This window comes from Thermosporothrix hazakensis, assembly GCF_003253565.1.
In the GTDB taxonomy this organism is placed as follows: domain Bacteria; phylum Chloroflexota; class Ktedonobacteria; order Ktedonobacterales; family Ktedonobacteraceae; genus Thermosporothrix; species Thermosporothrix hazakensis.
Map to the genome: position 1 here is coordinate 1 of NZ_QKUF01000023.1, position 20,130 is coordinate 20,130.

The window sequence follows — 20,130 nt, forward strand, 5'->3', positions numbered from 1 at the left end:
CTCTGATGGCTTCCTGCGCCATCCATCCCCCTGGCTGAAGCCAGGGGCCTTCTGCCGCTTTTTGGTAAAGCGAATGGCCGAATCTTTGTCCTCTTCTGCATGATATGAGATGCAAGCAAGGAAACGTTCAACGCTGGCCTGTAGCCCTGTTTCTTCATATACTTCCCGGTGTAGCGCTTCCAGCACCGTTTCATGGAACTCAACGCCCCCGGTCAGAAGCCGATATACTCCTTGCGGATAGAAGGTTTTTGTGAAGGTGAGCAGGCGATCATGTGGGCGGCGTATCGCCATGCAGACTTCGCGCGTGCGGTTCCCTGCCTACTGTGTCCGGTAAGTGGAGGTTCCAAATGGAACGGTACGGTGAACGAGCGGTGTGCCGAAGCGCTGCACAAGTTCCTCCATTTCCTGCTGATTGATAGTCATGCTCGGCTCCTTTTTTGTTCAGTATACGCTTTATTGGCTTTCCTGAAAACAAGGAAAGTGCTCTCTGATTCCTCTGTTCCAGCCCATTTCCTGAAAAGAAGGAGATGAGAGGGGCGGAGAGCTGTCCTTTTGGGCAGGGAATATTAGAGAGAATGGACAGGACACAGTGCTCTGTATTGAGGGTATTCTATGGATACACTTTGATGAGAGGAATGAGAAAAAAGCAATGCGAATCGACTTTTGCCGTTATATACGCTGCCTGCGCTGCCCGCCTTTCGTGTTCTGAGTCTGCCTTGCATTCCTGGAACACATTGATGTTTTTGCGGTTATGAGAGCCATACAAGGAATCAGGGCAAGACTCTATGTTTCTATATATTGATATATATGTTGGTATATATCAAGTTGCTTGAATGACGCTGTAGAATAGCAAACGACAGAATAGAAACAGGTAGGATCTTCCGATGTCAAAGAACACAAAAGGTCTTGTTCTTTTCGCTCTCATGCTGGTTATGTCACTGGCAACGCTCGAATCGACGGTTATCGCGACGGCTATGCCCAGTATTGTTGCTCAACTTGGCGGGATTACACTGTATTCCTGGGCATTCTCGGCCTATCTTCTGACCTCGACAACGACCGTTCCTTTATATGGAAAGTTTGCCGACCTGTATGGTCGTAAAATAATACTCTTTATTGGATCCGGCATTTTCTTACTTGGTTCACTGGCTTGCGCCCTTTCGCAATCAATGGAGCAATTGATTGTGTTTCGTGCGATACAGGGTATTGGAGCCGGGGCAATTATGCCACTGGTGCTGACCATCGTTGCTGATCTCTCCTCTAATCCGGAGGAGCTAGCGAAGATGCAGGGTGTGATGGGTGCTCTGTGGGGAGTCTCAAGCGTTGCAGGCCCGATGCTTGGAGGCTTGCTTGTCGACTATGCGTCGTGGCATTGGGTCTTTTACCTGAATATCCCATTGGGCATTTTCGCGCTGATTCTTCTGTTCATCTTTTATAAAGAACAATTTGTGCGTCAGAAGCACCAGTTGGATTATGCGGGCACGATCCTGCTGACGGGAACTATACTGGTGTTGTTGTTCGCGTTAATTCAGGGTGGAAGTGCTTGGGCATGGACATCACTGCCAAGCCTGAGCCTGTTCCTGGTTGCGTTGATTGGTGGGGTTGCGTTCTGGCTTGTTGAGCGGAAGGCCGCTGAGCCCATTCTTCCGTTCAGCCTCTTCCGCATTCGCCCGATTGCACTGGCAACGGCAGGCGGCTTCTTGCTCGGCGCGATTCTCTATGGGCTGACGACATATATTCCGCTGTTTGTGCAAGGGGTACAGGGTGATAGCGCGACGGGCGCTGGCGTTGTACTCATCCCGTATTCTTTGAGCTGGTCTATTCTCTCGATGAGCGCGGCATTTGTGCTCAAGCGCCTGGGCTTCCGCATAATGGCGCAGGCTGGAACGTTTATTACGCTGCTTGCGGCTGTAATGATCCTGTTCTTGCAGAAGCAAACAAGCCTGATCTACCTGCTGGTAGCGATGGCGGTTATCGGTGTGGGCTTTGGCCTTGCCAATATCGTCTATACGATCATTGTGCAGCATTCGGCACCGAAGCACCTGGTTGGTGTGGCGAGCGCGTCCACGCAGTTTGTGCGGTTGCTTGGTGGAACGGTTGGTGTCGCGGCGATGGGAAGCGTGCTGAACGGGCAGATCGGGCAGCGCTTTACAGAGATAGCGGCGCATGTCCCGGCTCTGGCGGAGCAGATGCAGAAAGGGAACTCACCCGTGACGGTTCTGCTGACTCCTGAGCTGAACGCTGCGTTCTCGTCGGACGTGCTCGATCAGCTTCGGAGCACATTCGCGCAGAGCCTGTTCTGGGTCTTCCTGCTGATGACCGTGCTGGCTCTGGTGAGCTTCCTGCTAACCTTTGGCTATCGGCGCAAAGAGCTTGAGAGCTCCTCGGCGGAGAGTGAAGAGGTGGCTGCGCAGGAACAAAAAGGCTTCGTGCCATCTCATTAAGCTTCCAAAGAAGGCTGACAGACACAGAGATGCACTCTGTTGTCGTCAGCCCTTCTCTTTTTTTGGGGAGAGAGAAACCAATGCATGAGCCTATGCAGATAACGTAGAAATATTCCTGTATTTCGATTTGGTTAGATCAGGCCGACCGCGACAACCGGCCCGGTCGCGACGATTGCGACAAGCGTTCGTAGCGCGTGAAGCTGCATCCAGCGCGAGTTTGGTCCCTGATAGCGCGTGCGCTGTTGCTCAATCTCAGCGGCGGGTGTGGTGGTCAGGTCAATGGTCTCCACTTGCTTCTTGATAGGGATATTCCCCGATGCCGATAGATCCGACGATATGCAGGATCGCCGCAATCACCGGCAGCCAGAAGGCTGGATCTTCCCGAAGCAGAAACGCTGCTACTGGCAGGATGATTGCCGGACTGAAGAAGCAGAAAAGGAAGATCGGGTTCTCTATTTTCTGATCTCGATCATCATTTTAATATGCTGTGTCGCTTCCATTGCTCGCAGTGCCGGTACAATGGCAACCGGGAAGGCAAAGAAGACGCCAGCACACAGGCCGGTGCATATTCCTCCGAGAAGAATCAGCAGCGTTGACAGTAGCATCCTGTTTTGAATAGCTCCTCTCGATAGCCGTTCTGGCTCGAAGTCGATAAGAAAAGGTGGTGGTGGGTCTTATCAGGCTGGTTCAGGGTGTAGGCGGCTTCTACCAGAGGTGGATATCCTTGCCCTAAGGTTCACTGGTGTGGGGGGTGCGCGTGAAGTTGAGCAAAGCCGCTCTCCGACGGACTTGACTCGCAAGAGCGCCCCAATAGTTCAGTACCGTGACGGCTTCATTATCCACATGAGGTACCTCAGGAGAATACGAACGACGCAATTGTACAAACTGTGAGCATTTCACTATTTCTTTTCTGTCACCTATGCTATAGTAGCTGCGCCTGAATCTCTTGTATAGGTAAATATTAGTATGAAAGGATGAAGCAATGTATCGCAGTTCCTGTAGCTGTCCTGTTGATGGTCATGATGATATGATCCAGAAAGTTTCGGGAATCATAGATCAGGAGACCGTGAATACCAGCGGTTCCACCTTCTACGCTGGCAGGGCCTACCACGACAATCGAACCAAAAGCGATATATCAATGACTGGCTTTTCTTCCAGCACCAGTCAGAGTTCGTTGGCACAGATGCTCTCGTTCCCTCCGCTTGATGTGACCATGTATAATCTTTTTCTCTTCCTCAGTTGGGGAGCAGGCATCCCCTTACTGGTATTTGGGGGACCCTGTGTATGCTCGTCGGGGAATGGTGCAGCGATGCTTTTCATGCTCCTCCTTTTGGGGGGAGTGATCCTGGCAATTGTTATGCTAGAAAAGAAGAAGAGACAATACCTGCAAAAGTGGCAACCGCACTGGGCTCGTGCCCGTTATGTCTGGGAATCACTGTACTACTGTCGACGTCATCATATTGTCTTTGTGCCTGAGACCGGTGAATACGCGCCTGCCGGGCAAACGAAACGCTTCATCTTCGATGCTCAACCGCCCTCGCAGCGCATGTAAAGCCAGAACTACTACGCCTTGCTACCCACCTCAGCAACTCCTGCGAGAGGTGAAGGCATATCATTGATCGGATATCACTTCCTATTTTGATCAGTCCACAGGGTCATCTCTCGGCCAGTGGACTGATCAGCAGCCTTTCCCAACCGAAATGTGCTCACGGTGTCAACGAGAGCGCAAGCTTTGAACTGGCAAGCAGGCATTGTGAGGCAATCTCACAACGTTTATTCGGCGGCATTTCTGCTCTCCCTTAGGAGCGCATTGTTCCATGAACATCTGTGCTGGCAGGGTCTCCATCCGCTGATAGAGCGCGGCACCGCTCTTGTGTCGCCTGTGAGTGGGCCCATCTGAGGCCTGTGGAGAGGGTAACGTGCTCGTTCTGGCATGAGAAGTCTCCGCTCGCAATGGGTGGCTTGTCTGCTTTGTCGTACGTCTACAAGCCGCTCTCTGGTAATAGTGCTAGACCGGTGGGTCAGGCAGAAGAGAGCCTGAAAGAAGCTGCTTGCTTCCAGGCGGGCTGATGCGCTTAGCGTGGGGGAAGCTGGCTCACGGCATCGCTTCGGGGGCGAAGGAGCAGCACCGGACAGGGCGCATGATCGAGCACAAACCGCGCCACATGCCCGACTGACTTTGGTCCCGGCGGGCTGGCCGTTTCCAGCGATCCGCGAGAACAGAGAACAACAATGTCGGCCTGCCACTCCTGAGCCACACGAACAATCTCGCGCTCGGGCCGCCCGGTACGCTCAATCTTTTCCGCGCCATCGAGTGAGCGGCTCCCTTCCTCAAGGATCTCATGTGCTGTCATTTCCACCGCTTTTCGCATCTGTTCGCGGCGCGGCTGCGGCGGGCGCGGTGGGCGAAGGAAACGGATGCGCTGGTGTTCTATCTGCATCTCGGGGCCTATATCGGTGACATAGAGAACCGCCAGTGTTCGTTCTTCCGCTCGAAGCATATTTTTTACTGCATCACGTATCTGCTCGTTGTTCGTTCCATCCAGACAACACAGGATGCGCATAGAATACCCTCCTATAACAAAAGCCAGATAGTGACTGCACCCGCTAACAACATCAGCGGCGTCACAAGAATACCCACTTTGAAGTAATCCAGTCCTGTCACCTCCAGGTTGCGGCGGCGCAAGATGAGCAGCCAGAGCACTGTAGCCAGCGAGCCAACTGTGGTAACGTTGGGGCCCAGATCGCAACCGAAGATTGTTGCCGCGATCAGCCCTTTCTGGACGACTGGCGTGACATGGGGCAGGTGGCTGAGCGAGGAAACCATGACCACCGCCATCGGCACGTTATTGATCAGGTTGGTCCCGAGCACAGTTCCCAGGGTAGTTATTGCGACGGCTCCCAGGGTGGTTCCACCGGAAAGCTGAAGAAGCAACTGACCGAACTGTTCCGTCAGACCGGTATTTTCCAGCGCCTGCACCAGAATAAACATCCCGGCGATAAAGCCGAAGATGGCCCAGGAAATCTGCTTTCCGGTTTCTCGGAACGTGCTTTGTTTCCAGTATAAGGCACCTACAAGCAGGGCAAGAGCGCCCGCCATCGCGACCAGAGAGAGCGGCACCCGCAATGCCGACGCTCCGATATAACAGAGAGCAACCAGGCTCAGCACGACACAGGTATAGCGGAAATAGCCCTGATGTTGAATCGCCTCCGCTGCTGTGGGCAGGCGCTGGTTCTCAAAACCACCGCGCAACTGCCTGCGATAGAGCCCGAAAAACACCACCATATTGAGCCCGATAACAACAAGACTCGGGACAAACAGCAGGCGCAAAAACGTCCAGAGGTCGAGTGGAAACGCCGACAAAACGATGATGTTGATGGGGTTGCTGACCGGAAGCAGGAAAGAAGCCGTATCGGCAATAAATGTACAGGCGAAGAGATACGGGAGCACCGGGAGTCGCAGACGGGTGGTTAGGCTGTAGAGAATCGGAGTCAGGATGAGGGCCGTCGCGTCGTTTGAAAAGAACATCGAGATCAGGCTACCGAGCAGAAATGTATTGAAAAAGAGCCGTTTCCGGCTTCCTCCCGAGATCTTCGCGGTCATGACAGCTAACCAGTCGAAGAAGCCCGCGCTTTCCGCAAGGGCCGAGATGCTCATCATGCCAAGAAAAAAGAAAAACGTGTTCCAATCCTGTAGCAGGCGCAATAGAGCCGCTTCGGGGGTAATCAACCCGAGAAGGAGGAGGAGTGCCGCGCCGGCCAGTGCAATGAGCGCCTCGTTGAGTTTCCAGGGGCGCAGCATGACCCCGAGCAGCACCAACCCTGTAATCAGCACGATCAGCACAGTCTTGATCGCATGGGGCACCGAAAGAATAATAGCATATCACTCGCCTCTTCACTGTCACTGTTCTGTCTTCTTTGAGAACGCTTGTAAGAGGGGCTGAGACTCACGTGATTCTGCGATTATTTTATCATGATCTCGATGCTCCGACCCTACCAGGGGCGGCGAGAGCTTACTGTATATCGTGGATGGCGTGGCTACCGGGGCGCTATCCAGTCAACCTTGCTCAGGGGTTCCACGTTCGCGCGGCATATCGCTCTATGGAAGAGGATAAGCCGAGGGGCAAGCGCGTTGTGCCGATATATAAGGAAGCGGAGCCGTTTCGCTAAAGGATGCACCCTTTGCCAGACTGCTCCAGTCTCACCTATTCTGCAATAAACTGGCGAAAGTAAGCGACCGTAGTGGAAACGGCGTCGTTGCCATGCAGCATCTCAAGCCCCTCGGCGGTCAGGAGAGCCGCTTTTCTGGCGCGTTCAAACATTGCTTGCTCGTAAGCATGAAGCGCCTCGTCGAGCGTGGTGTGCTGAACGAGCGCCTCTGCCAGCTCAAGTGCATCCTTCATCGCTCCATTAACGCCCTGACCCGCGAACGGCGGCATCAGGTGGGCCGCGTCTCCGAGCAAGGTGACACCTGGACGGCCCGGCCAGGGTAGCCCGGTTGGAAGCATGTAGAGCGGTCTGGTTGTAATCTTATCACTGCTGACATGGATCAAATTCTGTTCTGGCAAAAGCGATTCTTGAAGCTCAGGAGCGCTCACCAGATGAGACGTTCCGCTTTGGACTGACACGGGTGCTGGAGGGTATTGCTGCCTATGCCGACGCGCAACGTGCTCAGAACCACCAGTAGCGTAGCAGTCCGATTGCAGCTCCCGCAAGAATCAGCCAGGCCGAATTGACGTTCCAGCGCAACAGGATAAGCAGCGCACCGAGCGCGATTCCCCAGGTCAATGGATCAGGAAGCGCCTGTTGCCCCAGTTGTAAAAGCACGCCTCCCATCAACGCAAAGGCCGCAGTATTTATCCCATCCAGTACCAGCGAGGTCCATACGAAGCGCCGAAGTGTGCTTGCCAGCCGATGTATCAGCCCCACAAAGATGAACGATGGGAGAAAGATGCCAAGTGTTGCCAGCAATGCGCCCTGCCAGCCCGCGATGAGATAGCCAATAAAGGTCGAGGTGGTGAACACAGGGCCGGGCGTGAACTGTCCGACCGTGATCGCGTCCAGGAGCTGCTGATCTGTGAGCCAGTGAAGCGACAGCACGAAATCGTCGCGCAGAAAGGCCAGCAGTACATAGCCGCTTCCATACAGGATCGCGCCAATTTTCAGAAAGGTGAGGAAAAGCGTAAGCAAGCCTTCAGGGGTGGCGTGCATGGGTGCGAACAGCAGCAGCGATGGTAGTGAGAATGAGAACAGGTGCAGTTTTCTGCCAAGCATCCGCAACAGTGCATAGGCGATTCCTCCGCCGAAAAGCACAAGTACTTCGTTGACATTGAGCAGGTAGAGTCCCATCAGAAGCGCCGCCATCACCACAGCAAACCAGCCGCGCAGAACCGTTTTCCCCAGCCCCCATAGCGATACGGCGACAATCGCGATGATGACCGGTTTAATGCCATAGAGCAGCCAGCCTACCTGTGGGAGTGAGCCAAAAGTCACATAAGCCCAGGCAAACGCCAGTACGATGAGCATTGCCGGAACGATAAAACAGACTCCCGCTACGATCAGCCCGGGCCAGCCAGCCCGTACATAGCCCAGGTGAATCGCCAGCTCGGTCGAGTTCGGACCAGGAATCAGGTTCACGACACCGAGCAGGTCAAGGAAAGTCTGATCATCCACCCACCGACGCCGCCTGACGACCTCCTCACGCATCATGGCGATATGGGCCGCCGGTCCTCCAAAAGCCGTGCAGCCAAGTCGCAAAAAGACCCCGGCAACCTCAGCCAGACGCCCTCTATGGTTCAACTGCTTGCTTTCGCTCATAGGCATTCCTTTCCTGCATCATATTCCCCTATCATCATAGCACAGCAGCCCGAACCTCTGCCGTATTGAGGCATATCGATTTGATGGCTTTGTATACTGTAATGGAGATGTACCTTGCGCTTCGTTTCTAGAAAGGAATCTGCCTGTGCGCTATGGAAACCCCTTTCAGCTTGGCCCACATATCAAAGGGATGGAAAGGCCAGATGACCCATTTGTGCTTCAACAGCCCGAGTTCTACGCCCTTCAGCGCTATATCGATGGGGCGAGACGGCTTCCTGCTACGCCGAAAGAGCTGGAAACGCTGACCGGCATTCCAGAGCAGAAGGCGATCGAGTTCAATGACCTGTTACGCGTGTATGGCTCGATCAAGGAATGTTGCGCTCATTTCTTCAAGGATGTCCTCCCGTTGAATATTACGCTCGCAACCGATGTCATCACCTATGCCCGCAGTACTGCCATTTCCTATAGGGCGCTCTACACATTGGCGCAAGACTATCTGCTTGCTGCCGAGGAACAGAAGCAAGCGCTGGCCCGTGAGTTTCAGGCGCTGCTGGACAGCCTTCGAGGAGATATCCAGCGCTACGAGGCTCGTACTATAGAGGTTATCGATCACTATACCCAGTTACTTGATGATCTTGAAACGGAGAAACGTGCATTTATTCCGCTCTATAGCAAGTATCACAGGCGTATGATCCGAATTGTGAAAGCGCTGGTCCCGATGCGTCAGGAAGTGGAGAAGGTGCGCAAGGAGCTACTTCAGGGCACAAAGAAGTATGAGCGGATGTATTACAAACAGTTTGCTGATATTGAGCATTACGCCTGGATACAGCTCATCGGGGCCTCGGTTTCGCAGGGCATGCTCGCTACCTATGACGACCTCGCCGCAGAATGGAAGGCATGCATGCAGAAGATCCAGAAGCAGATAACGGGGGCTTCTGAGAGCGAGCAACAGGCCGAGCGCTTTATTGAATGTCTGGAACAGGCCACGCTGAGCCTGAACGAGCTACGTACTGAAGTTATTGAGGCAATAGAATCTATCAGTGCATTACGCAAGTGCTGGCAAGCGCTTGATTATGAGCTTATCAAGATGAGTGCGGGCATTGACCAGAACGCCGCTGCAATTATTGGGCGCGTGCTTCAGGATGCCTTTGAGGCGATGATAGAGGCGTGGCAACAGGTCAGGGAGAAAGCTGAACGCTCCCGCCAGATCTCTTTCATTGTCGTTGTTCCACTGAATGAGCTGAAAACGCAGGCGAGGGGCATGAACCGACTATGATAGATATGAGAGAAAATAAAAATGATTTGATGAGAGAGAAGTAAAAAGAGTTTTCTATTACAAGAAGTGGCTGAGGGTGAAATACCGTATAGAGAAGGGAAGCGCTTGTTAGCCAGACTGAAAATATCTGGAAATTGCTCCCATTCTGATTCGGTGTTTGTTTCTGGCATGCATTGCATGATGATCGGGCGGAGGGCGTTTAATAATCAATACTGTAGAGGAAAAACTGCTTGCTTCTTTTTCCCTCCCTCTGTCGTATTATTACTAACAGGTAGGACTACCACTTCAATATGGCCTGAATCGTGTCACCTCTACAGGAGGAAATCAGCGCCCATCGCTGAGTTTTGGGGATTAGGTCGAAGCGAAAGGAACCAACATATGATAAAAGCAGCTATACTTGATCTTGATGCCCTCGTACAGAAAGGAAGTGCAATTCCGTTACCAGGCATCCCTGAGCGACTTGCCTCTTTTTCTGCTCAGCGGATTCCCCTTGCGATTATCTCCAATCAGAACACGCTGATCGAGCGCACAGCGGAGCAGAGGGCGTTTTCGCCGGACGGTGTCTCTGTGCCAGCACGTGTTGCAGCGAACATCAAGGAGATAACACAGGAGTTAGGGCTTTACGGGGTTCCCTGGTTTATCTCGCTTGGTGACGCCAATGCCCGAAGGCGAATGTCTGACGCGCAATATCAGGGGCTGATCGAGCAGATAGCGTTTGAACTGGGATCGTTTTTCCCGGAGGGTGCTCTATTTGTGAGTCAGGTGATCGGGCCCGCTCCGGCCTTATTCCTTACGATCGCGCAACATTTACAGGTAGCGCCTTCTGAATGTCTGTATCTTGGAGTCGGAGAGAAAGAGCGAGAGGCCGCCGAGGCTGCGGGCATGACCTGCGAACTGGTGCCAGCCATCGAGGTTGCAGCCTTTGAAGCGACTTTCGGGTCTTTTGAAGCCACCCTCTAGATTGCTCTCTTTACGGCTGGTTGTTAAACATTGCACGAAAGCGCCGGGGAAGTTCCCTGACGCTTTCTTGTCATGCGCTCGATGTATGCTTGAACTCATTCATCACAAGGCGGCGCTCCGCGGGCGTCACATGAATGCGTTTCCAGTTCGCGGGGTATCAATGCCAGAGATGCATATCTGAAGCGTGCTGATGAGCCTCTGTGTCAATATAATCTGGCTGGCTGTTTTGATATTCCGGGATCGTGCTTTCATGACGGGTCTGTGCTGGATCGGCCATACATTTTTCTCCTCTTCACCAGCCTGAAGGACTGGCATATATTGCTGTTCGCTCGTTCCTCGCTCATATCTTAGGGCAAAAACGCAGGTATCGCAATAGGTATTGAGCCTCCCAGGCGGTCGGCAGCATGCTTTCCTGTTTGGTTTCTCTCCGCGTGAAGTGCTGTAGATGCTGGATATACATCGAGTTGTCTGTTGACAGAGTATACCCGGGCGTGCAATACTTTGCAGGTTAAATCGATTTATTTTTCTGTATCAATGCTGTGGAAGGGGGAAAACATGAGCGAAAAAAAGCGCCGTTCCTCTGTGACAATCAGCGATGTTGCTCAAAGAGCCGGAGTGTCGCGAACCGCGGTCTCTTTTGTCCTCAATGAGCGTGATGGGGAGCGTAACAAGTACGTGAGCGAGGAAACCCGTGCGAAAGTTTGGAAGGCTGTTGAGGAACTCCACTATCAGCCTCACCTGCTTGCTCGCACGCTTCGGACCGGGCAGAGTCCAGAAGTTGCCGGGATTCTCGATGTCATGATAACGCCTCTGGGAGTAGAGCTGACCGGAGCCTTCCAGAATGCAGCCCTGCGCTATGGGTATATTCCAACCACGTATTATTGTCAGGGGCTTACTGACGAACAGAGGCAGGAGCTATATCAGCGTATTTTCGCACGTCGACCGCTGGCAATCGTTACTACCCCATTCCATTTCTCTGAAGCCGATGTCGAGCAGGCGCGAGCCAATGGTATCGAGTATATCATTTTCTACAGCTTTTATCCTGTCCCGATTGCGCACACCTGCACGCTGGTCCTTCCAATGAGAGAGCCGGGGTATCTGGCAGCGCGTCATCTTCTGGAGCGGGACTATCGCCATCTGGTGCTGGTTCGTCCCGAAGATCAGGCGCACATCGGTCAGGATTACCCGTTTCAGCAGCGGCTTGAGGGTATGCGTGAGGCTATCGCGGAGCATCCCGAGGCCGAGCAGATTACGCTGGATATTGTGCCGCTTCAGCTCTCGGCACAGGCTGCCCTGGCTTTTGTCGAGAAGCAGCTTGTCGGGCGAGCTTCCCGGGTCGGGGTCTACGCGTTCAACGACGAGTATGCCCTGTTTCTGCTTGGAGCGCTGGCGCAGCGAGGCATCCGTGTGCCACAAGAGGTGGGCGTTGTAGGGACCGATGATCTCTCGTTCGCTGAGGGGACATGGCCGCCGCTCACCTCGATCAATCTGGACGAGGCAAACATGGGCAAACAGATTGCTGAGCTGCTCCACGCGTTACATCAAGGGGAAGCGATCCCGGAGAAGCTGACAAGCCCATTGAAGCCGCACCTGATTCAGCGCCATTCGACCTGAGCCCATGCCATCCGCTTTAGTCTGCTGCGTTTCTTCCTCCTCTTGTTGCCTGATCTCATGTGCTGTACCCGTCATGCATCTCTCTTTTGCAGCGCTTCCTGTACTCGTTCCAGCCATTCATGCATCAGGGCAGTGAACAGGTGCGGCTGCTCTGCAGGCAGATTGTGCCCGGCGCGATCCAGCACCGCGAAGGTCCCACGCGGGTAATTTTCCAGAATCTGCCAGACATCGCGATAGCCCGTAACGTGATCTTGTCGACCCGTGAGTAGAAGCACCGGACGCAAAAACGGCTGGGGAAGCTTGCGCACATCGAAGGAGCAGCTATAGCGTTGGCTGATCTTCTGTAGAAATGCCTCGTCCGCCAGTTTTGCCCCGCTGAGAATCTCACGTTGAAAGCGTTCCCAGACGGCTCTGTCCTGTACTACCGCAATCGAGGCGAATTCCTCGGCGTCGGCTGCATCGAGTTCGGCCAGGAGTGCGGGGTTCTCGACCAGTACCGTTTGAGCCGGGAGATCCCGTTGCGCACGCTCCATCAGCACTCCCGGACAGAGAAGGGCCATTCCCACAACCCGGGCGAACCTCTGATGCAGGATAGCCTGACACAGATAGCCGCCATAGGATGCGCCGATGAGCAGGAATGGCTGGTCTCCGATCACGGCATCAATAAAATCAAGCACGAGGGCCAGAATGTCATCAGAACTGGTAATATCATCTCTTCCTGGTGTCCGGCCCATCCCCGGGAGATCCAGATAGATTCGTTGCCATCCTGCCTGTTGGCTGAAGAGTGGTTCCAGGCAGCCTGTCATCTGCTGATGATCGCATCCAAAGCCATGAAGACAGAGAATCGGCATCCCTGTCCCGCGCACCTCATAAAAGAGGGGTAGATCTCGAACGACGCACTGCATAATGTGTTTCCTTTCTCCGGTGGCTTCCCTGTGCGCCTCTTGTGAGCGCTTCGTCATCATGTCGAAGCCCAGTATATGACTTCTCCCGGCGGGTCCGCAAGGTGGTTTATCCCGGATCGTGGTGCACGATGAGAGAAAGGGAACTTGCCAGCTTCCTATCACAGATGAGATTATCGTGCTTCGGAGGGAGATGGTCAAGACATACTGGCTGATGTAAGCACGTATGAGATTTCTCGCTGACAAATGGCGTAAATACAGCATGCAGAAAATAGCCTACAGCACTTATGTAGAAGAGGCTTGAGCGGTGTAACAGTTTCTTGTCTCTTCTTCTGGTTCTCGGGTATACTTCTTTAGAGCAGAGAGAGTCGGGAATCTGCGCTGTAAACAGATGACAGGATAGCAATATGACGGATACTTCTTCCCTGACGCAGTGGCTTCAGACGCGACACTGCGCATGGAATACGCCAACCAGCGTGATACAGGAATATGTGCGGAAAGCGACCGGGCAGAGCATCGCCCATGCAAGCCGCCTGATTCTCGGTCAGGATAACGAGGTGTATGATGTGGTCACAACCGGGGACGAGCGGCTGATTGTGCGGATCTCCCACAAGGAGAATCATCGCTTTGAGGCTGAGCGATGGGCGTTGCATGCCGCCCATCAGGCCGGAGTTCCAACGCCGCGTGTGTTCCTTGTTGAGCAGGCCAGCTATGATGATACAACGGTGATGTTCTGTATCGAAGAGAAGTTGCCGGGCAAGTCGCTCGATATGCTGCTTCAGGAAGGCGCAGCACCCAACCATGTAATTGACCAGATTGGGGAGGTGCTCGGTAGATTGCATAGCGTGAAAGTGGAGGGTTTCGGCTTTCTTCGGCCTGATGGAACCGGCTCACTGGCCTCCTTTGCAGATGTCATGCTGGAACTGAATGGCAGGGTGCTTGAATTGGAGGTGGCAGCGAAGAGGTGGGGCGTTCCGGCCTCAACGGTTGCAACCAGCCTTGATATCCTGAATGCGCATTCTGATCTCTACGCCTTCTCGCCAGCGGCGCTCATTCATGGCGATTTTGGGCCACAGCATATCCTGGTGGATGGTGATCATATCAGTGGTCTCGTCGACATGCAGGATTGCTCAGGGAATCATCCGATTATTGATCTCGTCAACTGGGATGCATACTATAGCGAACAGATTCCGCTGAGCAGGGTTCGTGCCTCCTATGGAAATCCACGTCTCTTTCAAGAGAACTTTGACACACTGTTTCAACTGGCTCTGCTTCGCGAGTCGCTCATCATGCTGATGGTGAACGCGCAGCGCGAGAATCCGAACGGGATTCATGGGTTCATCATCAATATGGAAAGAGCCCTCTCCTCCTTTGGTCATATGAGCAAAAAGGTTATGCAGAAAGGATAGATCGATGCAGCATATCTTTCAGAATCTGGTGCAATGGATGAGCCGTCCGGAGCATGGCTTTAGTGCCGCCTCTGAAGAGGAACCGTTTATCTTTGGTGCGCGTCGCCCGGGTTTCCCGTTCAAGCGTGTTTCCGCCACGCTCGTCGATACCTGGATTTCCTTTATGCGCGGGCAGGGAATCGCACGCGTTGTCTGCCTGTTGCCTGAGAAGCAGCTTGCAGCCTACGATGATCTGCCTGGAGCCTATCGCCGCGCCTTCGGAGACCAGAACGTGCTCTGGGTTCCCATTGACGATTTTCATCTTGCGGAGGAAACGCAGCTTATAGATCAGATTTTGCCCTTCCTTGCTGAAGCGGACCGCCAGCAGACAAAAGCCGTGGTGCATTGTTCTGGTGGAGTCGGGCGAACGGGCCACGTGCTTGCTGCCTGGCTGGTCAGTTATCGCGGGATGTCGAATGAGGAGGCCATTGCTGCCGTGAAAAAGCAGGGGCGGAACGCACGCGAGTCCCGAGATCCGCGCCTTGATACGCTGCTCGATCGCTGTCGGAGCGCCAATATTCCTGGTTAAAGAATGCGAGGCTGACGCGCCTCAGCAACCCGCCTGCTAACAAGCTCCGTTGACAAGCAGAACAGTGCGGGGTATACTTTGTCAGGAACATAAATCGATTTATAGCGAGTCTCCTGTATCGCTTCAACCTCGTCTGTAAAGCTGATCGAATCCCTGAGGTTTACCTGGCTTACTCGGAGAACCTGCCCATTCTATTGAGATGTATCGATTTATGATGGTGACCGACCGTCACGAGCGTTCATGCTGCGGTGGTGATCGAACTCTCTATCAGGAAGAGCGGCACGCGTCATCTACTCTTTTCGACGATGGTATGTGTATTCCCCGACAGAGAGCGGTCGGGAAGATGAACATGTTCCAATGGACATGGAACAAAGGAGAAAGACTATGTCTCAGCTTGCTCGTTTTGCTGACAAAGTTGTCATTGTGACGGGAGCGGCTTCCGGTATTGGCCGGGCTGTTCTGGTGCGTCTGGTTTCGGAAGGCGCTATTGCCTATGGGATTGATGTCAATGAGGCTGGCTTGAAGGAAACGGTTGAGCTGGCGGAGAAACAGGCGGCTGCTGGAGGACGTGCCAGCTTTATCGCAGCCTCTATTTCGGATGAGCAAGAGGTGAAGCGTTTCTTCCAGCAGGTGGTAGAAAAGGAAGGACGCCTTGATGTGCTGGTGAATATGGCGGGTATTCTGCGCTCATCTCAGACAACAGAAACGTCGCTGGCGCAATTTATGGAGGTCATCAATACCAACCTGGTCGGTACCTTCCTGTGCTGTCGGGAGGCGCTGCCACACCTGGTCAAGACGAAGGGCAATATTGTCAACGCGGCATCCACGTCCGTCTATTTCGGTCATCCCTACATGGCGGCGTACTCTGCGAGCAAGGGAGGCATTATGTCAATGACGCGTTCGCTGGCGTGGGAGTATATTCGGCAGGGGGTGCGGGTGAACGCAATTGCCCCCGGCGGTATCGCCACTCCGCTGGCTGCTGCCCAGAATCAGCGCATGGATGGGCTGGATCAATCCCTGTTCATGCACATGACGCGGCCTGATCAGCTCTTCGGACAGCCTGAGCAAGTAGCCGATGTTGTTGCTATGCTTGCCTCAGCGGATGGCGGCTTTATGACCGGCGAAGTAGTGAAAATTGACGGGGGCGTTCACAATTAAAGCGGCCCGGGCTGCTCAAGTGTGCCAAAGCGAGAACAGCAACCTTCTTCAATGTCTGCCTATTCACAATGAAAGTGCCCTCGGCTTGCAGTCGTAATGGGTAAGCTTAAAGAGAGTTCTCAAACTTGAATAGGTCTGGCTGCCTGCTATGGCGCGTACGCGCCACTATGCGAAGTGAGAGGGTAATTTTGAAGCGTGACCTCTTGACATTATGGTTTCTCTTTGTCTATAATAGACTCACTGAGTCCATCACAGAGCAAATTCTATCAAGGCGGAAGCTCTATCAGAGACGCTGCCTGAGATTGATCTGTCGTAGATGGGGTCATCAGAGAGCATGTTTTGTCATAGTCTATTCACAGGTTGAGCCTATCATAGTCAAGAGGGGGTCACAATGAAATACTCGCAGGCAACCAATTATGCGCTGCATACCATGCTTTATTTTGTGGCGCTCTCGCCCGGAACGACAATCGGCGTTCAGAAACTGGCGGAGCTTCAGGGAGTGTCCCCGGCCTATCTCTCTAAAATTCTGAGCAGGCTGGTGAAGGCAGGCCTGATCGAGTCCACGTCCGGGATCAATGGCGGATACAGACTGACCAGCAACAGAGCCGATCTTTCTTTTCTGGATGTCATTCAGGCAATCGAAGGGACTGCTTCACTGTTTCACTGTGGCGATGGGCTCAATCATCAGACCTGCTTGATTCAAGGTGTAATGACAGATGCAGAGCACCTGATGGAAGATTACCTCAAGCGACGCAAGCTCATTGAGTTGATCGAGCGCCGATCAGGCTTGCCTCGCCATCTGGAACAGATGTTGCGGGAACAAGAGATGCCCACATGAGCATCTTTTTTTTCTCTATATTATCGACTTTAAGAGTCCATGAAGTCTTTCAAAAGGAAAGGATATCTCGCATGATTGATTGTGCCATTATTGGAGGCGGACCGGCCGGGTTGAGCGCTGCCCTTGTACTTGGTCGTGCGCGAAGGAGCGTTGTTGTTTTCGATGATAACCGACCTCGGAACGCGGTAACTCATGAGTCGCACGGCTTTTTGACCCGGGATGGGATCAAGCCGAGCGAGTTCCGGGCGACCGCGCATCGGGAAATAAGCGCATATCCATCGGTCGAAATGCGGTGGGCGCATGTCACTGCTGTTCGCAAGCAGGGCGACATCTTTGAAGTGCTTACGGACGATCAGGAGCCGCTTCAGGCGCGAATTGTTCTTCTTGCGACCGGGCTGAAAGAACAGCTTCCTGCCGTTGATGGCATCTACGATTATTATGGAACGAGCCTGTTCAACTGTCCGTACTGTGATGGTTGGGAGCTTCGGGATCAACCCCTTGTCCTCATCGCTGAGGGAGAGCGAACCTTCCATCTGGCAGAAACTATCTGGAATTGGAGCCGTGATCTTGTCGTATGCACGAATGGTCATACAGTTCTAAAGGATGAGCAGAAGCAGCTACTTCACAAGCATGGGATCCAGGTTGTGGAGGACCGCATTAGCGCATTGATTGGCTCGAACGGGCATCTGGAGCGCGTTGTCTTTGCCTCCGGAGAAGAGAGAAACTGTGTCGGCGGCTTTGTCCTGACAGAACTGTCGCAGGCTGCACCATTTGCTTCTCAGCTCGGGTGTGATATGAATGCAATGGGCGGAATTGTCACCAATCCGCAGGGGAGAACCAGCGTTCCCGGCGTCTATGCTGCGGGTGACGCGACACTGCAAGGCCCTGCACAGTTGATTCTTGCCGCCGCGCAGGGGAGCCAGGCCGCGATGCATATCAATGCCACATTGACCGAGCGTGCTTTTCATTGAGGGAAGGGAAGAACAGCCAGGGCATTCCGGCTGTTCTTCTTATAGTACGGATCAGAGCTCGCCGTTGGGAAGAATTTGCGTTTTCAGACCCTCTCCACGGCGGACACGGTCAAGTGCCTTCGAGAAGTCTTCGAGGGGAAAGGCCTCTGTCAGCATCACGCTTGTGTCAATTGCGCCGCGGCTGACCAGATCAACGGCTTGCTGATACGAGTGCAGCACAGCCATCGATCCAACAATCGTGATCTCGTCATTGTAGATGCGAAACGGCGAGAGCGCGACTCTGGCTTCACTCGGGGCAACGCCAAAAATCATAAACTTACCGCCTCGTTTCACCGCTTGTAGAGCGCTTTCAATCGCGGGTGGCACGCCTGTTGCATCAATGACGCAGTCAAAGCCCGAAGGCTCAAGTGCCAGAATATCAATGAGGTTGTTGGCTGTCTGATAGGCGCCGAGCCTCTTCGCCAGCGCAAGCCGTTCCGTGTTGAGATCGAGCACCGCGACTCGTGAGGCGCCCCCACGCAGTGCCAGTTGCAACAGCAGCAAGCCCATTGTCCCCGCGCCAACGATCAACATGCTATCTCCCAGACTCGGTTGCAGGCGATGGATACCATGGACCGCGCAGGATACCGGCTCGATCAGTGCGGCCTCTCGGTATGAGACGCGTTCTGGTATGGGGTAGGCGTTGGCAGCAGGCACCGCGACATATTCGGCAAACGCGCCGTTGACCGTATCCCCGATCGCATTCCAGTTCTCGCACAGATTTCCCTTACCCACATGACAGAAGGCACAATGCCCGCAGAAAAGGGAGGGATCAACCGCAACGCGTGTCCCGATCGTGAAGGTCTCCCCCATCATCTCGGGGACCCGGGTTCCGACTGCCACAACTTCCCCGGCGAACTCATGCCCGGGGATGATCGGGTATGGTGTCGGCGGGAACTCCCCATCTGCAATATGAAGATCTGTACCGCAAATACCACAGGCTCCCACCTTGATGACCAGCTCTTCCGGGCCGGGCGTGGGATCGGGCACACTGCCTACCCGAATGGTTCCCGGTGTATCGATAATCACGGCTCGCATGCTCTGGGCTCTCCTTTCCCGAATGCAGATGACAACGCGCTACGACCGTTCTGGCACAACAATGGGCTTGATATTTGCCGGATCATTTTTCGCGGCCTGTAGCGCTTGCTCCGTCTGTTCCAGTGAATAGTAGCTGGTGATGATCGACTTGATATCGACGTGACCCGAGGCTACCAGTGCGATCGCATCCCGGTAGGTGTTCGCATAGCGGAAGATGCCTGTAAGCTCGATTTCATTGTTCTGGATGAACGCCAGCGGAATGCTTGTTTCCTCTCCTGGCCCCATACCAACAACGACGGCCCGCCCGGCAGGCCGAAGCGAGCGTATCCCATTCTGGAGAGCGCTGCGATTCCCCGAACACTCGATCAGCACATCAGCATCCAGCTTGGCATCAGTCAGCGTTTCCTGCGCAACGTTCACGGTTCGTGTTGCACCAAGCGTTCGCGCTATCTCCAGCCGCTGAGGAAACACATCGGTCACGATCACATCGGTTGCACCGAGCGCCAGAGCAACCTTCATCGATACAAGACCGATAGGACCGGCTCCGGTAATCAGGACGCGATCGCCTCCCTGGAGCCGCGCCTTGCGACAGGCCCATAACCCGACCGAAAGAGGCTCCATCAGGGCACCTTCCTCGAATGATATCTTATCAGGGAGCGGATACGCGAAATCAGCGGGAATCGTGACGTAGTTGGTAAAGGCGCCGTCAACGGGAGGTGTGCCAAAGAACTGCACGTTGCGACAGAGATTATAGCGACCGTGACGGCATTCCCGGCACATTCGACAGGGAACACCCGGCTCGATCGCCACCCGCTGCCCGATCCTGGCCCTATCAACTCCCTCGCCTACTTCAACAATCGTGCCTGCCGATTCGTGACCCAGGATAAGCGGCTTCTGAACAAGAAAAGAGCCAATGCGCCCATGCTCGTAGTAGTGGACATCAGAGCCACAGACGCCCACAGCTTTGATTTCAACCAGCACTTCGTGAGGCCCCGGAACGGGCTTCGGCCTTTCTTCCAGCCGAATATCATGGGGCGCATAGAGTACTGCTGCTTGATTTCTCATGCTCCTGGTCCTTTCTAACAGCTATATCTTTCTT

At 53.9% G+C, this 20,130-nt stretch carries 20 protein-coding genes and 1 pseudogene; 11 read left to right on the forward strand and 10 right to left on the reverse strand.

Annotated elements, in window-relative coordinates; all coding sequences use genetic code 11:
* Positions 1-297 (reverse strand): annotated as a pseudogene (locus EI42_RS23125) (NUDIX hydrolase); the annotation flags it as partial.
* A 587-nt stretch (positions 298-884) separates the two neighbouring features.
* On the opposite strand from EI42_RS23125, the gene EI42_RS23130 reads away from it, so the two are divergent.
* A complete protein-coding gene (locus EI42_RS23130; RefSeq protein ID WP_111325016.1) occupies positions 885-2,441 on the forward strand; it encodes an MDR family MFS transporter in 1,557 nt (518 codons plus the stop codon).
* A 131-nt stretch (positions 2,442-2,572) separates the two neighbouring features.
* Here EI42_RS23130 and EI42_RS32745 read toward each other — a convergent pair whose 3' ends face one another.
* Positions 2,573-2,731 carry a hypothetical protein gene (locus EI42_RS32745; protein WP_170142845.1) on the reverse strand — a complete coding sequence of 53 codons (159 nt, stop codon included), beginning with the start codon at positions 2,729-2,731 and terminating at the stop codon, positions 2,573-2,575.
* A gap of 162 nt (positions 2,732-2,893) precedes the next feature.
* Entirely contained in the window at positions 2,894-3,046 is a 153-nt protein-coding gene (locus EI42_RS32750; protein WP_170142846.1) for an anthrone oxygenase family protein, read from the reverse strand.
* A gap of 377 nt (positions 3,047-3,423) precedes the next feature.
* Between EI42_RS32750 and EI42_RS23140 the strand changes: the two genes are divergently transcribed.
* Positions 3,424-3,993 carry a hypothetical protein gene (locus tag EI42_RS23140; protein ID WP_111325018.1) on the forward strand — a complete coding sequence of 190 codons (570 nt, stop codon included), beginning with the start codon at positions 3,424-3,426 and terminating at the stop codon, positions 3,991-3,993.
* Between the two features lie 523 nt (positions 3,994-4,516).
* Here the strand turns inward: EI42_RS23140 and EI42_RS23145 are convergent.
* Entirely contained in the window at positions 4,517-5,005 is a 489-nt protein-coding gene (locus tag EI42_RS23145) for a universal stress protein (protein WP_111325019.1), read from the reverse strand.
* Positions 5,006-5,016: 11 nt separating this feature from the next.
* On the reverse strand, positions 5,017-6,306 hold the full coding sequence (locus EI42_RS23150) for an ArsB/NhaD family transporter (RefSeq protein WP_111325020.1): 1,290 nt from the start codon (positions 6,304-6,306) through the stop codon (positions 5,017-5,019).
* Between the two features lie 164 nt (positions 6,307-6,470).
* Between EI42_RS23150 and EI42_RS33440 the strand changes: the two genes are divergently transcribed.
* A complete protein-coding gene (locus EI42_RS33440) occupies positions 6,471-6,611 on the forward strand; it encodes a hypothetical protein (protein ID WP_211326320.1) in 141 nt (46 codons plus the stop codon).
* A 35-nt stretch (positions 6,612-6,646) separates the two neighbouring features.
* On the opposite strand, the gene EI42_RS23155 is transcribed toward EI42_RS33440, so the two are convergent.
* A complete protein-coding gene (locus EI42_RS23155; protein WP_211326321.1) occupies positions 6,647-7,069 on the reverse strand; it encodes an FAD-dependent oxidoreductase in 423 nt (140 codons plus the stop codon).
* 43 nt (positions 7,070-7,112) lie between these two features.
* Positions 7,113-8,258 carry a chromate efflux transporter gene (gene chrA / locus EI42_RS23160; RefSeq protein WP_211326322.1) on the reverse strand — a complete coding sequence of 382 codons (1,146 nt, stop codon included), beginning with the start codon at positions 8,256-8,258 and terminating at the stop codon, positions 7,113-7,115.
* Between the two features lie 145 nt (positions 8,259-8,403).
* Between chrA and EI42_RS23165 the strand changes: the two genes are divergently transcribed.
* The 3 genes from EI42_RS23165 to EI42_RS23175 all read left to right on the forward strand — a co-directional run bounded on the left by EI42_RS23165 (position 8,404) and on the right by EI42_RS23175 (position 12,108).
* Positions 8,404-9,534, forward strand: coding sequence for a hypothetical protein (locus EI42_RS23165; RefSeq protein WP_111325023.1), 1,131 nt, complete (start codon positions 8,404-8,406; stop codon positions 9,532-9,534).
* 378 nt (positions 9,535-9,912) lie between these two features.
* Positions 9,913-10,494 (forward strand): hypothetical protein, encoded by a 582-nt coding sequence (locus EI42_RS23170; protein WP_111325024.1) that lies wholly within the window; start codon positions 9,913-9,915, stop codon positions 10,492-10,494.
* 555 nt (positions 10,495-11,049) lie between these two features.
* Positions 11,050-12,108, forward strand: coding sequence for a LacI family DNA-binding transcriptional regulator (locus EI42_RS23175; protein ID WP_170142847.1), 1,059 nt, complete (start codon positions 11,050-11,052; stop codon positions 12,106-12,108).
* A gap of 71 nt (positions 12,109-12,179) precedes the next feature.
* Here EI42_RS23175 and EI42_RS23180 read toward each other — a convergent pair whose 3' ends face one another.
* Positions 12,180-13,013 (reverse strand): alpha/beta fold hydrolase, encoded by an 834-nt coding sequence (locus EI42_RS23180; protein WP_111325026.1) that lies wholly within the window; start codon positions 13,011-13,013, stop codon positions 12,180-12,182.
* 404 nt (positions 13,014-13,417) lie between these two features.
* On the opposite strand from EI42_RS23180, the gene EI42_RS23185 reads away from it, so the two are divergent.
* The 5 genes from EI42_RS23185 to EI42_RS23205 all read left to right on the forward strand — a co-directional run bounded on the left by EI42_RS23185 (position 13,418) and on the right by EI42_RS23205 (position 17,954).
* Positions 13,418-14,419, forward strand: coding sequence for a phosphotransferase family protein (locus EI42_RS23185; protein WP_111325027.1), 1,002 nt, complete (start codon positions 13,418-13,420; stop codon positions 14,417-14,419).
* Between the two features lie 4 nt (positions 14,420-14,423).
* Positions 14,424-14,987: a protein-tyrosine phosphatase family protein gene (locus EI42_RS23190; protein ID WP_111325028.1), complete on the forward strand. Its 564-nt coding sequence runs from the start codon at positions 14,424-14,426 to the stop codon at positions 14,985-14,987.
* A gap of 384 nt (positions 14,988-15,371) precedes the next feature.
* The gene (locus tag EI42_RS23195; protein ID WP_111325029.1) at positions 15,372-16,145 is read left to right on the forward strand and encodes an SDR family NAD(P)-dependent oxidoreductase; all 774 of its coding nucleotides are present in this window, start codon (positions 15,372-15,374) and stop codon (positions 16,143-16,145) included.
* A 391-nt stretch (positions 16,146-16,536) separates the two neighbouring features.
* Positions 16,537-16,983: an RrF2 family transcriptional regulator gene (locus EI42_RS23200; RefSeq protein WP_111325030.1), complete on the forward strand. Its 447-nt coding sequence runs from the start codon at positions 16,537-16,539 to the stop codon at positions 16,981-16,983.
* Between the two features lie 71 nt (positions 16,984-17,054).
* Positions 17,055-17,954: an NAD(P)/FAD-dependent oxidoreductase gene (locus tag EI42_RS23205; protein WP_111325031.1), complete on the forward strand. Its 900-nt coding sequence runs from the start codon at positions 17,055-17,057 to the stop codon at positions 17,952-17,954.
* A 51-nt stretch (positions 17,955-18,005) separates the two neighbouring features.
* Here EI42_RS23205 and EI42_RS23210 read toward each other — a convergent pair whose 3' ends face one another.
* Both EI42_RS23210 and EI42_RS23215 read right to left on the reverse strand, forming a co-directional pair.
* Positions 18,006-19,031: a zinc-dependent alcohol dehydrogenase family protein gene (locus EI42_RS23210; protein WP_111325032.1), complete on the reverse strand. Its 1,026-nt coding sequence runs from the start codon at positions 19,029-19,031 to the stop codon at positions 18,006-18,008.
* Positions 19,032-19,070: 39 nt separating this feature from the next.
* The gene (locus EI42_RS23215; protein WP_111325033.1) at positions 19,071-20,096 is read right to left on the reverse strand and encodes an NAD(P)-dependent alcohol dehydrogenase; all 1,026 of its coding nucleotides are present in this window, start codon (positions 20,094-20,096) and stop codon (positions 19,071-19,073) included.
* Positions 20,097-20,130 lie beyond the last annotated feature (34 nt).